Below are 13,846 nucleotides of genomic sequence, written 5' to 3' on the forward strand. Positions count from 1 at the left end.
CCATGCCCCCCACGCAATCCCCCGTCGGGGAGGATCTCGGCGCGAGCACCGTCCGCACCGTGACCCTGCGGCTGATGCCGCTCCTCGGCCTGCTCTACCTGATCGCCTATATCGACCGGCAGAACGTCTCCTACGCCAAGCTGGAGATGGTCGGCAGCCTCGGCCTCTCCGAGACCGCCTACGGGCTCGGGGCCTCGCTGTTCTTCCTCGGCTACTTCCTGTTCGAGGTGCCGGCCAACGTCTTCCTGGAGCGGGTCGGCGCCCGGATCTGGTTCGCCCGGATCATGATCACCTGGGGGATCGTCACCGTCCTGCTGGGCTTCACCCAGGGCACGGCGATGTTCTACGTGCTCCGCTTCCTGCTCGGCGCCGCGGAGGCCGGCTTCTTCCCGGGCGTGCTGTTCGCCCTGACCCTGTGGTTCCCGCAAGGACACCGGGCGCGGATGATCGGCTGGTTCATGATCGCCAGCGCGGTGGCCAACGCGGTGGGCGCGGCGGTGGGCGGCGCGCTGCTCGGCCTCGACGGGCTCCTCGGCCTCCAGGGCTGGCAATGGGTGTTCCTGGCCACCGGCGCGCCGGCGATCCTCATGGCCGCGGTGGTGCTGGTGGTCCTGCCGGACGGTCCCGAGACGGCGCCCTGGCTGTCGCAGGCGCAGCGCGACTGGCTCGCCCGCACCCTGCGGGCCGAGCGCGAGGAGGGCGGCCATGTCGACCACGGCAACCCCTTCGCGGCGCTCCTCGACCGGCGGGTGCTGATGCTCGCCGGGGTCTACGTCTCCCTGCCGCTCGCCGCCTACGGACTGGGCTACTGGCTCCCCACCGTGGTCAAGGGCTTCGGCGTCTCGAACCTCACCAACGGCTTCCTCAACATCATCCCCTGGATGGCCACGGCCGTCGCCCTCTGGTGGGTGCCGCGCCACGCCGCCCGCACGGGCGCGCAGGGCAATGCCCTGACCTGGCACGTCGTCGGGCCGGCGCTGGTGGGGGCGGCGGGCCTCGCGCTCTCCGTCGTCCTGCCGGGCAACGCCGTGAAGTTCGCCTGCCTGTGCGTGGCCGCCGCCGGGACCTTCGCGGCCCAGCCGGTCTTCTGGTCGATGCCCGGGACCTTCCTGCGCGGCGCCTCGGCGGCGGCCGGGATCGCGGCGATCAACTCGGTGGGCAATCTCGGCGGCTTCGTCGCCCAGAACGCGGTGCCGTTCATCCGCGACCAGACCCGGAGCGACCTCGTGCCGATGCTGTTCCTGGCCGCCTGCCTCGCCGTGGGCGCCGGCCTGATGTTCGTGGTGCTCTCCGCCCTGCGCCGGGACGCGGCGCGGCGGGCGGCGCCGAATGGGGCACGTCCGGCCTGAACATGGGCCGGATCCGTGCGTTATCCTTCCTCAAGCCGGATCGTCCGGCAGGATGATGCAGGACCGCATCCCGCGGGACAGCGTCGAGGAGGACTACACGATGAGCCAGGGATTTCCCCTTATGATTCTCGCCTTCGGGACGCTCGGCGGCATCTGGTTCCTGGCCGCCGCAGCCCGGAAGCAGGTCGCCGACGCCAAGGGCAGCCCGGAACGCTCCAACCTGATCCACCAGCACGGCGGCACGCCGCGGCCGAACATGCCGGGCACCGAGCACTGAGGCTCCGTCAGCCGGCGGCGATCCGCCGGCAATGATCGAGGGCGGCGCCGATCAGGTTGTCGCTGGCCTCCGGCGTCCGGAACGCCGAATGCGCCGAGAGGGTGACGGTGGGCAGGGACACCAGCGGGTGGTCCGCCGGCAGGGGCTCGACCGTGAACACGTCGAGCCCGGCCTGCGCGACGCGGCCGCTGCGCAGGGCCTCGACCAGGGCGGCCTCGTCGATCAGGGCCCCGCGGGCGGTGTTGATCAGGAGGACGCCGGGCTTCATCGCGGCGATGCGCGCGGCCGAGAGGAAGCCGCGGGTCTCGTCGGTCAGGAGCAGGTGGAGCGAGACCACGTCGCTCTCGGCGAGCAGCCGCTCCAGCGGCACGAAGGTCACGTCCGGATGCGCCTTGGGCGTCCGGTTCCAGGCGAGCACCCGCATGCCGATGCCCCGGCAGAGCCGTGCCATCTCGGCCGCGATCCCCCCGAACCCGACGAGGCCGACCGTCTTGCCGGTGAGCTGGACCGCCTCGCGGCGCAGCCAGGTGCCGGCACGCATCGCCCGGTCCATCTCGGGCAGGCCGCGGGCCGCCGCCCACATCAGCGCGAAGGCGCATTCGGCCACCGCCGTGTCGCCGTACCCCTTGATGGTGTGGACCGTGATCCCGCATTCGGCCGCGAGGGCCTCCGGGTCCATGTAGCTGCGGGCGCCGGTGCCGAGGAACACCACGTGCCTCAGGCCCCCGCAGGCCCGGGCCACCGCGCGGGGGAGGGCGGTGTGGTCGATCACGGCGATCTCCGCCCCGGACAGGAGGCCGGGCAGGTCCTGCGGAGCGATGCCGGGATCGGCGTGGATCGCGAAGGGCGGGTCGTCCGGCCGCAGCAGCCGCCGGGCCACCGCCGCCAGGGTCTCGTTGGCATCCACGAACACCGCGCGCATCGGGGTCTCCCTGTCCGGTCCCGTCACGATGCGTCGGGAGCGCGGGCCGTGCCAAGGCCCGGTCGGGCGGGGCGGCCGGGGGGCGGCCGGGGCGGACGGGTCAGCCCGCCAGCGCCAGGGACAGGGCGAGCAGCCCCAGGACGAGCCCGCCCTGGAGCCAGCAGGCCGTCCGGTAGAGCGCCAGCGCCCGGGCGATGTCGTCGGCCGTGGCCTCGGCCCGCCCGTCGCCCATATGGGCGTCCGGGACGAGGGTGCCGTCATAGACCCGCGGTCCCGCGAGCCGCAGGCCGAGCGCCCCGGCCATGGCGGATTCGGGCCAGCCGGCATTGGGCGAGCGGTGGCGGCGCGCGTCCCGGGCCATCGCCCGGAGCGCGCCCCGCGCGTCGGCGCCGCGCAGGAGCGCCGACCCGGCGATCAGCAGGCCCGCGAGCCGGGAGGCCGGCAGGTTCACCCCGTCGTCGAGTCGCGCCGCAGCCCAGCCGAAGGCTTCGTAGCGGGGCGTCCGGTGGCCGATCATGCTGTCGGCGGTGTTGATCGCCTTGTAGAGGGCGCCCCCCGGCAGGCCGAGGCCGCCGATCCAGAAGGCCGGCGCCACGATCCCGTCGGAGAAGTTTTCCGACAGGCTCTCGATCGCGGCGCGGCAGACCGCCGGTTCGTCGAGGCGCTCGGGGTCGCGCCCGACGATCATCGCCACCGCCCGGCGCCCGGCCTCCAGGCCGCCGGTGCGCAAGGCCTTCTCCACGGCGGCGACGTGCTGGTGCAGGCTGCGCTGCGCCGGCAGGCTCGCGCAGAGCAGGCCGAGGAGGAGCAGGGCGGGGAGGGGGCCGGCCAATCCCGCCAGCACCGTGAGGGCGAGGGCCGGCAGGCCCACCGCGGCAAGCAGGCAGGCCAGCGCGGCGCAGCCGGCGATCCGCCGCCGCCGCGCGGAGCCGCGGTTGAGGCCGCGCTCCAGGGCGGCGATCAGCCGGCCGATCCAGGTGACAGGGTGACCGGCCGCCCTGTAGAGCGCGTCGGGATAGCCGGCCGCCGCCTCGATCCCGAGGGCGACGGCGAGGACGGCAAGCGCGTCGGCAAACGTACCGGGCAGATGGACCATTCGGTGTGGAGCGTTCCCACGCGTGAGGTCGCCCCGATCGCGCATGGCGGCGATCTCGGCGGACTCCGCAAAGCCTTTCCCGACGCGCCGGAGCCCTGGCTCGACCTCTCGACGGGGATCAATCCGGTCCCGTACCCCGTGCCGCCGGTGGAGGCCAGCGCCTGGACGCGGCTGCCCGAGGCCGCCGAGCTCGGGGCGCTCCGGGCGGCGGCCGTCGCGGCCTACGGCGCGCCGGCCGCCGCGCATGTCGTGCCCGCCCCCGGCACCCAGATCCTGATCGAGACCCTGCCCCGGCTGATGGCGCCGACCCGCGTCGCGGTGCTCGGGCCCACCTATGCCGAGCACGCCGCCGCCTGGGCGCGCGCCGGGCACGCGGTGACGGAGATCCGGAATCTCGATGCCCTCGGCGAGGCCCGGGTGGCGGTGATCGTCGATCCCAACAACCCGGACGGGCGGACCCTGCCCCTGGCCGAGCGCCGGGCCCTGGCCGCGGCCCTCGGCAAGCGGGGCGGCCTGCTCATCGCCGACGAGGCCTTCGCGGATCTGGAGCCGGTGGAGAGCCTGTGCCCACACGCGGCGCCGGGCCTCGTGGTGCTGCGCTCCTTCGGCAAGACCTACGGGCTCGCCGGCCTGCGCCTCGGCTTCGCGGTGGCCGATCCCGGCACGGCGGCCCGGATCGCCGAGGCCCTCGGACCCTGGGCGGTGTCGGGCCCGGCCCTGGCGATCGGGCGCGCCGCCCTGTCGGATGCGGGCTGGCGCGCGCAGGCCGCGGCGGCGCGGTCCGCGGACGCGGCCCGCCTCGACCGGATGATCGCCCGGGGCGGCGGCCGGATCGTCGGGGGCACCAGCCTGTTCCGGACCGCCGACTTTTCCGACGGGCCCGACCTCTACCGGCGGCTCGCGGCGGCCGGGATCGCGGTGCGGCGCTTCGCGGATCGCCCGGAGCGCCTCCGCTTCGGCCTGCCGGCCGGGAAGGCGGCGTGGTGCCGTCTGTCGCGGGTCCTCAGGTAGACCGCACGCCGGGCGGATGCGGATCGCGCGCCGCCACGATCACGGCCAGCGCCGAGAAGGCGAGGCCCACCGCGCAGACCCCCGCCCAGCCGACCAGCAGGAACGCCTGCGAGCCGGCATAGGCGCCGAGCGCCCCGAACACGAACAGGGTCGTGAACAGGACCGTGTTGATGCGGCCCCGCGCCCCGGGGACCAGGGCGTAGGCCCGCGTCTGGTTGGCGATGAGGGCGCCGTTTATGCCGATGTCGATCAGCAGCACCCCGAGGGCCACCGCGACGAGCGACCACGTCCCGCCGGCCCAGAGCACCATGAAGGACAGCGCCACGAGCAGGCTGCCGCCGAGCACCACGGGCTTGGCGCCCCGCCGGTCGGTGAAGCGGCCCGACAGGGGGGCCACGAAGGCGCCGCAGACGCCGATCACCCCGAACAGCCCCGCGCCCGCGGCGGAGAGTCCGAAGGGCGGCCCCTCCACCAGCAGCGCCAGGGTCGCCCAGAAAGCGTTGAAGGCGGCAAACAGCAGCGCCTGCGACAGGCTCGCCGTGCGCAGCACCGGCTGCGTGCGGGCGAGGTGCAGGATCGACAGCATCAGGGCGCGGTAGCGCAGCGGGTGCGTCTGCACCGTGTGGGGCAGGGTGGCCCGGGCGATGGCCGCCATGGCGAGCGCCAGCAGGGACGCGACCAGGAAGACCGGCCGCCATCCGAGATGCGCCCCCAGGACGCCGCTCGCCGTCCGGGCGAGCAGGATGCCGGTGAGCAGGCCGGTCATGACCTGGCCGACGATCCGCCCGCGGCTCGCATCCGGGGCGAGTTCCGCCGCGAACGGGACCGCCTGCTGGGCCGCGCTGGCCAGCACCCCGACCGCGAGGTGGGCGAGGGCGAGGCTCGCGAGGTTCGGGGCCAGGCCCACCGCCAGCAGCGCCAGGGCGAGTCCGAGGCATTGCCCCACGATCAGGGTGCGGCGCGGCAGGGCATCGCCGAGGGGCACGAGCCCGACGATGCCGAGCCCGTAGCCGACGAGCGCCGTGGTCGGCACCCACAGGGCGGCGCGGTCGCCGAACTCCGCCACGATCAGCCCGAGCAGCGGCTGGTTGTAGTAGATGTTGGCGACCGCTCCGCCGGCGATCAGCGTCAGGCCGAGCCGGGCCTTCGCGTCGAGCGTCGTGGTCACGGCTGGGTCGGGGGCAGGCAGGCACGCCGCCGCGGAAGGGCCATGGTCGGGTCCGTGTGCGGGAGAGGTCCGGGCCGCGAGCGATACGGGCGGAGCGTGCGGTGGAGCAAGCTGCGGCGATGCATCCCTGCCGGCACGTCCCCGGCCCCTTCACCGGAACCGAGGGCGCCCCATATGCGGAAGATGCAGCCGGCGCCGTCCGCACGCGAGCGGGCGCCGCAGGCCATGCACCGGGCGTCGAGCCGATAGAGGTTCCGAACCGGATTACGAACGAGAGGGCGGTTTCGTTCCGGATGAACGGGGCCGGAACCGCCGCAGCAGGGAGTACGGGATGCCGAACTACCGCATCGACTTTGCCAAGGAGATCCTCGGGGTACCGTTCACGGTCGGCTCCGTGGCGATCACGCGGGCCCGCGATCCCGAGCGCGCCCGCCGCGCCGCCGAACTCCGCTTCGCCCGCCAGCACGGCGTCGGCGACTGGCGGGAGCGGGCCGACCTCGCCACCGTCGCCGAACAGCTCTGACGCACCCGCCCCGGGATCGTCACACGACCTTCGTGCCGCTCCCGCACGCTGGGAGCGCGCCGTTCGGGCCGGTCAAGCTCTGGTCGCGGCGGCCGCGGCGCCGTAGAATGGCGGGCGGATCGGGACGCTGAGCGAGCCGCCCCGGAGTGGGCGGCGGCTGCCGGATCCGCACGCGCCCGTCCGACGAGCCGGCGTCGCGGGGCCGGAAGCGTCTCGAATCCGGGTCGACGGGGGTCAGTGCAAGGGTCATGGCGGCGATCTCCTTCTTCGGCGACCTGCTTCAGACCATCAGCGAGCGCGGCCGCGACCTGATCGGCATCGGGCGCGGGGACATGACGTCCCGGGCCAGCGCGGGCGACCTCGTCAAGCTGTGCGAGGACCTGATCTCCCGGCGCGGCGAGGCCTCCGGAGTGGCGCTCGCCCGCCTGATCCTCGACCGCTACGCCAGCTTCGGGCAGGCGGAGCGCCACGCCTTCCTGCGGGCCATCGCCCTCGATTTCGATGCGGACCACGAAGCCGTCGACGAGGCGATCGCCGCCTACCGGGCCGCCCCCTCCCGCGCCCGCCTCGGCAGCCTGCACGAGGCCGCCGAGCCGCGCAGCCAGGAGCTGATCCGCCGCCTCAACCTCGCCCGCGGCGGCACGCTCAGCCTCGTGCGGATGCGCGAGGACCTGTTCGACCTGCGCCGGGCGCTGCGCGCCGGCGACGAGGCCGACCCCGCCCTGATGGACGCCGTCGACAGCCTGGACAGCGATTTCGAGCACCTGTTCGCCTCGTGGTTCAACCGCGGCTTCCTGGTGCTGCGCCACATCGACTGGACGACGCCGGCCCATATCCTGGAGAAGATCATCCGCTACGAGGCGGTGCACGCCATCGCCGACTGGGACGACCTGCGCGCCCGCATCGAGCCGCCGGACCGGCGCTGCTTCGCGTTCTTCCACCCGGCGCTGGCCGACGAGCCGCTGATCTTCGTGGAGGTGGCGCTCACCGACCAGATCGCCCCGGCCATCGCCCCGATCCTGTCGCGGGAGCGCAAGCCGCTGCAGCCGCAGGCGGCCAACACGGCGGTGTTCTACTCGATCTCGAACTGCCAGAAGGGGCTCGCCGGCGTCACCTTCGGCAATTTCCTGATCAAGCAGGTGGTCGAGGACCTCACCCGCGAGGTGCCCACGCTCAAGACCTTCGTGACGCTGTCGCCGGTGCCGGGCTTCGCCGCGTGGCTGGCGCGGGAGCGCCGGGCCGACAGCCCGCAGGGCCTGCTGCCCGAGGATGTCGAGGTCCTGCGGGCGCTGGACGACCCGAACTGGCCGGCCGACAAGGCCCGGGCCGAGACGGTGCGCCGGGCGCTGATCCCGGCGGCGGCGGCCTATTTCCTGCGCGCCAAGAACGAGCGCGGCCGCCCCCTCGACCCGGTGGCCCGGTTCCACCTCGGCAACGGCGCGCGCCTCGACCGGATCAACTTCCTGGGCGACACCTCGAAGAAGGGTCTGGCCCAGTCGCACGGCCTGATGGTCAACTACCTCTACGACCTCGCCGCCATCGAGCGGAACCACGAGACCTACGCCAATCTCGGCACCGTGGTGGCCGCGCCGGCGGTGACCCGTGAGCTGCGCGCCAAGCTGCCGCCGCCGCGGGCCGTGGTGCTGGCCGAGGCGTAGGATCCGGGCCGGTCGGGGCCCGCCTGTCACCGCCGGGCCGCGGAGCCCCACCGGAAAGGGCTCGCCGGAAGGCCCTCCGGGCGGTTATGGGTGCGTCAGACAGACAGGTCCCGCGACAGCTCTAGCCTCACGATGACGAACCACCTCTTCTCCCTGGTGCGGGACGGCGTCCCCGATCCCGCCAAGACCGTGATCGAGACCCCTGAGGGCCGCCGATACTCCTACGCGGACCTGATCGCCCGCTCCGGCGCCTACGCGGCGGCCCTGCGGGCGGCGGGCGTCGAGACCGGCGACCGGGTGGCCGTGCAGGTCGAGAAGAGCCCCGAGGTGATCTTCCTGTATCTCGGCGCGGTCCGGGCCGGCGCCGTGTTCCTGCCGCTCAACACCGCCTACACCCCGGCGGAGATCGGCTACTTCCTGAACGACGCCGAGCCCGCCGTGTTCGTCTGCGACCCGGGCCGGCGCGACGCGCTGGCGGAGGCCGCCGCGGGCGTGCGCCGGATCTGGACCCTCGACGGGGCGGGCGGCGGCAGCGCCGCCGAGGCCGCGGACCGGGCCGGGGATGCGGGGAGCGCCTTCGCCGACGTGCCCCGGGGCCCGGAGGATCTCGCGGCGATCCTCTACACCTCCGGCACGACCGGGCGCTCCAAGGGCGCCATGCTGACCCACGACAACCTCGCCTCGAACGCCCGAACCCTCGTCGATTTCTGGCGCTTCACCGCCGACGACGTGCTGATCCACGCCCTGCCGGTGTTCCACACGCATGGCCTGTTCGTGGCGACCAACACGGTGCTGGCGAGCGGCGGCTCCATGCTGTTCCTGCCCCGCCTCGACCCGAAGCTGATCCTGAGCCTGATGCCCCGGGCCAGCGTGCTGATGGGCGTGCCGACCTTCTACACCCGCCTCCTCAAGGAGCCGGGCCTCACGCCGGAGGCGGCCGGAGGCATGCGCCTGTTCGTGTCGGGCTCGGCGCCGCTGCTCGCCGAGACGCATCGCGCGTGGCAGGCCCGTACCGGCCACGCCATCCTCGAGCGCTACGGCATGACCGAGACCAACATGAGCACCTCGAACCCCTATGCGGGCGACCGGGTCGCCGGCACGGTGGGCTTCCCCCTGCCGGGCGTGTCCCTGCGGGTGGTCGATCCGGAAACCGGCGCGGCCCTCGGTCCGGACGCGGTGGGCATGATCGAGGTGAAGGGCCCGAACGTGTTCCTGGGCTACTGGCGCATGCCCGAGAAAACCGCGGCCGAGTTCCGGGCCGACGGGTTCTTCATCACCGGCGACCTCGGCAAGGTCGATGACCGGGGCTACGTCCACATCGTCGGGCGCGGCAAGGACCTGATCATCTCAGGCGGCTTCAACGTCTACCCCAAGGAGGTCGAGACCGAGATCGACGCGCTGCCGGGCGTGGTCGAATCCGCGGTGATCGGCTTGAGCCATCCCGATTTCGGCGAGGCCGTCACCGCCGTGGTGGTGGGGGGGCCGGGATGCCCGGACGAGGCCGGCGTACAGGCCGCCCTGGAGGGCCGGCTCGCCCGGTTCAAGTGCCCCAAGCGCGTCCTGTTCGTGAGCGAGCTGCCGCGCAACACCATGGGCAAGGTGCAGAAGAACCTTCTGCGGGACGCGCATGCGGAACTCTACCGGGACTGACGATCCGATCCGCCGGCCGGGACCGGCGGATCGGGAATCAGGCCGCACCGTCGTCGCGCGCGGCGGGATGACGGTGCGGGCGTAACGCGACGGTGCCGATCCGGAACGCGGATCAGAGATTGTGCTCCTTCCGCTCGCCCTCCCGCGGCGTGTGGCTGTCCGGATCCACCACCTTGCGGGCGGCCGCGTTCAGGTTGTCCGGATCGAGGGCGGTCTGGACGAAGTCGCGGCCGATGCTGGTCACCTCGCGGGCGTAGCGCAGGCCCTGGTCGCGGACCTCGTCGGCCCAGGGACCGATGCTCCGATCCTCCTGGCGGGTGCGCGGCAGCAGCGCGCCGAGCAGAAGGCCGGCGGCCACGCCGACCACGCCGACGAGGAGGGGATTGTCGTCCACGAAGCGCTCGACGGCGGTGCGGCCGCGGTTGAGCCCGTCGATACCCTGGGTGGTCAGGTCGTCCAGCGCCCGCATGTTGCGCCGGCGCAGCGTGCCGGCCCGCTCCCGGACCTCGTCGTAGGCGGACGCCGCGCGGTCGCGGGCCTGATCGGCGGCGCCGCCGAGACGGTTGCCGACATCGTCCGCGAAGTCCGACACCGTCTGCCGTGCCTGTCCGGCGAGATCCGCGGCACGGTCACCGGCCGCCTGGACGCCCTCCTTCACGGTGGCGGAGGCGGCGTCCACCCGCGAGGCGCCGGTGGCGCCGCCGCTCGAATGGCCGCCGGCCGAGAGGGGCGCGGCGCCGTGCGGCAGCGGGTCGTGCAGCCCGCGGGGGTCGGGCCGGAGCGTGAAGTCTCCCGCCGCCGCGCCGGGGATCCCGCGCGGGTCGCCGAGACCGGCCGGATCGGGCCGCAGGCTCCCGTCCCGAGCGCCGTGCGGCGGCGCCTCGCCGGGGCGCGGCTCGGGAATGCTGGAGGGGGTGGCGGGGGTACCCGGCTTGTCGGTCATGGCGGTGTCCTCGAATGTCGGTCCCGGCAGCCCGCCTTCGGCGCCGGTCTGCCCGGCCGTCCGGCCGGGCGCGGGAGGTTTCTCGGTCCGGGCCCCGCCCGGTCGTCAGATCTCGGTCGTGTCCAGCGGATCGCGGGCCGGGCGCGCGGTCGGAAGGTCGGGGTCGTAGCCGCGGGCCGCGCCGGTGTTCAGGGTGGGCACGCGCTCCGCCGAGACCTCGGTGCGCCGGCGCTGGGCGTCGCGCGCCATCCGGTTGAACAGCAGGCCGACGCCGGCCGCGATCAGCAGCACCGGCACCGGGTTGCGGCGCACCGCCTCCAGGGCCGAGTCGTAGGTGCTGTTCAGGGCCGGCACCCGCCGGGCATTGCCCAGCATCTCGTCCACGAGGTTCGGCACCGAGAGCCGCCCCTGGATGCGGTCGATCGTGTCGTCGAGCCGGGCGCGGCTCTCCTCGATCTCCTTCTCGAGGTCGTTCATCGTACTCATCCGGACACGCGCTCCGACAGGGCCTGGGCATCCTGGCGGACCTGGCGCGTGGTGCGCTTCGGGGCCAGGGTCGAGAGGGACAGGACGCTGCGCGCCCACAGGGCCATCCCGAGGGCGAGGGCCAGCAGCACGCCGCCGACGATCAGGGCCGAGAGCCACTCGGACCCGACGATGGTGGCGAGCCATTTCACGAAGGCGCCGATCAGGACCAGCAGGGCGACCACGGCGAACACCGCCGAGCCGACCATGCAGGCGAGGCCGACGATGAGCTGGCGGATGTTGCCGGCCATCTCGGCCCGGAACAGCGCGATCTCCTTGCGGGCGAGTTCGTTGGTCTCCCGCAGGGCATCGCCGATGAGGCTCTGGATGCTGGAGGCGCCGGTCTGGCGCGGGTCGGAGCCGTGGGTCATGGCGTCAGGCCCGGAAGCTGTCGCGGGCATCGCCGTCCGGCGCCTCCGGCGGCAGGCTCGACGACTTGATGAAGCGGGCGGCGATCAGGCCGGCCACGAAGGTCCCCACCGCCACCGCCACCGGCGCGCGCCGGGCGAAGGCCTCGGCCTCGCTGTAGAAGTCGCCGAGGCTGCGGCGTTCGATGGAGGAGCCGAGCTGCTCCAGCCCGTCGGCGGCGCTGTCGAAGAAGGCGCGCACGTTCGGCTTGTCGCCGAGGTCGCGGCCGGAATTGCGGATCGTCTGGGCCAGATCGTGGACCGACTGGGCCGCATCGCTCTTGCGCTGCTCGACATAGGTCTGGGCCTGCAGCCGGGCCGCGTCGAGCAGCCCGCGGCCGCGTTCGGCCGCCACGTCGGCCAGCCCCTCGACATCGCCCTGCAGGGCGCGCCACTGGGCACGCTCCTCCGCGGCGGTGTGCGGCGCCGCGCCGTGCGGATCCGCAACCGGGTCCACGGGGGCGCCCTGCGGTAACTCGTTGCCGGCCATCTCGAAAATACTCCTCGCGGCGCGGGTACGGAGCCGCTCGCGGCGACCGCGAGCCCCGCGATGGCTGAGTAACCGACTCGGCTGTCACGGGTTCCGGTCCCGGTGCACAGTTCCGATCTGCGCACGGGCTCCGACGGGACGGGCGGCACCGCTCACTCCACGTTCAGGCACGATCTGCCAGAACCGCCACGCTTGCACAACGCGCCCGATCGGGACGGAGCGGCCCCCCTGTCCCGGAACGGTAGGGCCTCGACTTGACCCGCGCCCGGCTTCACGCTTGGGTTGCCTGACAAGCAACAAAGGATCGCGCAGGCCCCCCGCGCGTTCTGACATGTTAGTGAAGTCTCGATGCAGGCGCGGCCGGCCGCGCCCCTGATCCGGAGCCGACCCGCGTGGCACGCCTTGTGATCGTATCGAACCGCGTCGCCATCCCGGAAGAGGGCGGCAAGGCGGTGGCGGCGGGCGGCCTCGCCGTCGCGGTCAAGGAGGCCTTCACGGCCTATGAGGGGCTTTGGTTCGGCTGGAGCGGCACCATCTCCGAGGAGCCCTCCGAGGAGCCGACGCTGATCGACCGGGGCCGGGTCCAGTACGCGGTCGTCGACCTCTCGCCGCAGGACCACCTCGAATATTACGCCGGCTTCGCGAACCGCGCCCTGTGGCCGATCATGCATTACCGGCTGGGGCTCGGCGCCTTCTCGCGCTCGGATTATGCCGGCTACAGCCGTGTGAACCGGACCTTCGCGCGGGCGCTCGCCAAGCTGGTGGAGCCCGACGACATCATCTGGGTGCACGATTACCACCTGCTGCCGCTCGCCGCCGAGTTGCGCGGCCTCGGGCTCGACAACCCGATCGGCTACTTCCACCATATCCCCTGGCCCGCCGCCGACGTGTTCAACTCGCTGCCGGCGAGCGGCGAGCTGCTGCGTGCCATCGTCGATTACGACCTGATCGGCCTGCAGACCGAGGCGGACGTGCAGAACCTGCAGCGCAACCTCGTCGATACCCAGCGGGCGATCCCGCTGGGCGGCGGCTCGCTGATGGTGGATGGCCGCCGCACGCGGATCCGCGCCTTCCCGATCGGCATCGACGTCGCGGGCTTCAAGGAGGCGGCCGAGAAGGCCAACGCCAACAAGGTCGTGCGCGAGACCATCGCGGGCCTGCGCACCCGCAAGCTGCTGATCGGCGTCGACCGGCTCGACTATTCCAAGGGCGTGCCCGAGCGGATGGAGGCGGTGGAGAGCTTCTTCGCCTCGAATCCCGACCAGCGCGGCAACGTCACCTACATCCAGATCACGCCGAAATCCCGCAGCGAGGTGCCCGAATACGAGCAGCTCTCACGCGACGTGAACGAGAAGGTCGGCGAGATCAACGGCTCGCTGGGCGACCCGGCCTGGACGCCGATCCAGTACATCACCAAGGCCTATCCGCGCCCGGTGCTGGCGGGCCTCTACCGGGCGGCCCGGGTCGGCCTCGTCACGCCGATGCGCGACGGCATGAACCTCGTCGCCAAGGAATACGTGGTCGCCCAGTCCGAGGACGATCCGGGGGTTCTGGTCCTGTCGAAATTCGCCGGCGCCGCCCGGCAATTGCCCGAGGCGCTGCTGATCAACCCCTACGACCGGTTCGAGGTGGCGGAGGCGATCCGGGCCGCGCTCTACATGCCGAAGGCCGAGCGTGTGGCGCGCTGGAAGCCGATGGTCGAGCGCATGACCCGCGAGGACGTCGATTGGTGGGCGCGCAACTTCCTGGCGGAGCTCGAGAATTTCCGCACCATGGAGCGCGAGGCCCCCACCGCCGCCGCGGCCGCCGAATAGCCGGCGCAGCCCG

Annotated in this window: 14 protein-coding genes; 7 read left to right on the forward strand and 7 right to left on the reverse strand. The window is 73.3% G+C overall.

Annotated features, from left to right (window positions below):
• The first annotated feature begins 2 nt into the window (after nucleotides 1-2).
• Together MCBMB27_RS05155 and MCBMB27_RS05160 are read left to right on the forward strand one after the other, a co-directional pair.
• Nucleotides 3-1,349 carry an MFS transporter gene (locus tag MCBMB27_RS05155; RefSeq protein ID WP_043355965.1) on the forward strand — a complete coding sequence of 449 codons (1,347 nt, stop codon included), beginning with the start codon at nucleotides 3-5 and terminating at the stop codon, nucleotides 1,347-1,349.
• Nucleotides 1,350-1,401: 52 nt separating this feature from the next.
• A complete protein-coding gene (locus tag MCBMB27_RS05160; protein WP_043389407.1) occupies nucleotides 1,402-1,626 on the forward strand; it encodes a hypothetical protein in 225 nt (74 codons plus the stop codon).
• Nucleotides 1,627-1,633: 7 nt separating this feature from the next.
• On the opposite strand, the gene MCBMB27_RS05165 is transcribed toward MCBMB27_RS05160, so the two are convergent.
• Together MCBMB27_RS05165 and cbiB are read right to left on the reverse strand one after the other, a co-directional pair.
• Nucleotides 1,634-2,548, reverse strand: coding sequence for an NAD(P)-dependent oxidoreductase (locus tag MCBMB27_RS05165; RefSeq protein ID WP_043389408.1), 915 nt, complete (start codon nucleotides 2,546-2,548; stop codon nucleotides 1,634-1,636).
• A gap of 100 nt (nucleotides 2,549-2,648) precedes the next feature.
• Complete coding sequence (gene cbiB, locus MCBMB27_RS05170; RefSeq protein WP_075380013.1) at nucleotides 2,649-3,644, reverse strand: adenosylcobinamide-phosphate synthase CbiB; 996 nt, start codon at nucleotides 3,642-3,644, stop codon at nucleotides 2,649-2,651.
• Between cbiB and cobD the strand changes: the two genes are divergently transcribed.
• Nucleotides 3,636-4,655 carry a threonine-phosphate decarboxylase CobD gene (cobD, locus tag MCBMB27_RS05175; protein WP_075380014.1) on the forward strand — a complete coding sequence of 340 codons (1,020 nt, stop codon included), beginning with the start codon at nucleotides 3,636-3,638 and terminating at the stop codon, nucleotides 4,653-4,655. The genes cbiB and cobD overlap by 9 nt on opposite strands.
• Here the strand turns inward: cobD and MCBMB27_RS05180 are convergent.
• Nucleotides 4,648-5,823: an MFS transporter gene (locus MCBMB27_RS05180; protein ID WP_043389410.1), complete on the reverse strand. Its 1,176-nt coding sequence runs from the start codon at nucleotides 5,821-5,823 to the stop codon at nucleotides 4,648-4,650. The genes cobD and MCBMB27_RS05180 overlap by 8 nt on opposite strands.
• Before the next feature lie 331 nt (nucleotides 5,824-6,154).
• Here MCBMB27_RS05180 and MCBMB27_RS05185 point away from each other — a divergent pair, with 331 nt between their 5' ends.
• The 3 genes from MCBMB27_RS05185 (at nucleotide 6,155) to MCBMB27_RS05195 (ending at nucleotide 9,654) form a co-directional block, all read left to right on the forward strand.
• Nucleotides 6,155-6,346 (forward strand): hypothetical protein, encoded by a 192-nt coding sequence (locus MCBMB27_RS05185; RefSeq protein ID WP_043352836.1) that lies wholly within the window; start codon nucleotides 6,155-6,157, stop codon nucleotides 6,344-6,346.
• Between the two features lie 248 nt (nucleotides 6,347-6,594).
• A complete protein-coding gene (locus MCBMB27_RS05190; RefSeq protein ID WP_043389412.1) occupies nucleotides 6,595-8,004 on the forward strand; it encodes a malonyl-CoA decarboxylase in 1,410 nt (469 codons plus the stop codon).
• 132 nt (nucleotides 8,005-8,136) lie between these two features.
• Entirely contained in the window at nucleotides 8,137-9,654 is a 1,518-nt protein-coding gene (locus tag MCBMB27_RS05195; protein ID WP_043389413.1) for a malonate--CoA ligase, read from the forward strand.
• Nucleotides 9,655-9,766: 112 nt separating this feature from the next.
• On the opposite strand, the gene MCBMB27_RS05200 is transcribed toward MCBMB27_RS05195, so the two are convergent.
• The 4 genes from MCBMB27_RS05200 to MCBMB27_RS05215 all read right to left on the reverse strand — a co-directional run bounded on the left by MCBMB27_RS05200 (nucleotide 9,767) and on the right by MCBMB27_RS05215 (nucleotide 12,019).
• A complete protein-coding gene (locus MCBMB27_RS05200) occupies nucleotides 9,767-10,597 on the reverse strand; it encodes a hypothetical protein (protein WP_043389419.1) in 831 nt (276 codons plus the stop codon).
• Between the two features lie 105 nt (nucleotides 10,598-10,702).
• The gene (locus tag MCBMB27_RS05205; RefSeq protein WP_170861816.1) at nucleotides 10,703-11,074 is read right to left on the reverse strand and encodes a DUF3618 domain-containing protein; all 372 of its coding nucleotides are present in this window, start codon (nucleotides 11,072-11,074) and stop codon (nucleotides 10,703-10,705) included.
• A 5-nt stretch (nucleotides 11,075-11,079) separates the two neighbouring features.
• Nucleotides 11,080-11,493, reverse strand: coding sequence for a phage holin family protein (locus MCBMB27_RS05210; RefSeq protein WP_043389422.1), 414 nt, complete (start codon nucleotides 11,491-11,493; stop codon nucleotides 11,080-11,082).
• Nucleotides 11,494-11,497: 4 nt separating this feature from the next.
• Nucleotides 11,498-12,019 carry a hypothetical protein gene (locus MCBMB27_RS05215; protein WP_043352818.1) on the reverse strand — a complete coding sequence of 174 codons (522 nt, stop codon included), beginning with the start codon at nucleotides 12,017-12,019 and terminating at the stop codon, nucleotides 11,498-11,500.
• Between the two features lie 392 nt (nucleotides 12,020-12,411).
• On the opposite strand from MCBMB27_RS05215, the gene MCBMB27_RS05220 reads away from it, so the two are divergent.
• On the forward strand, nucleotides 12,412-13,833 hold the full coding sequence (locus tag MCBMB27_RS05220; protein WP_043389425.1) for an alpha,alpha-trehalose-phosphate synthase (UDP-forming): 1,422 nt from the start codon (nucleotides 12,412-12,414) through the stop codon (nucleotides 13,831-13,833).
• The last annotated feature ends 13 nt before the right edge of the window (nucleotides 13,834-13,846 follow it).

Origin of the sequence: Methylobacterium phyllosphaerae, from assembly GCF_001936175.1 — a bacterium.
GTDB lineage: Bacteria > Pseudomonadota > Alphaproteobacteria > Rhizobiales > Beijerinckiaceae > Methylobacterium > Methylobacterium fujisawaense.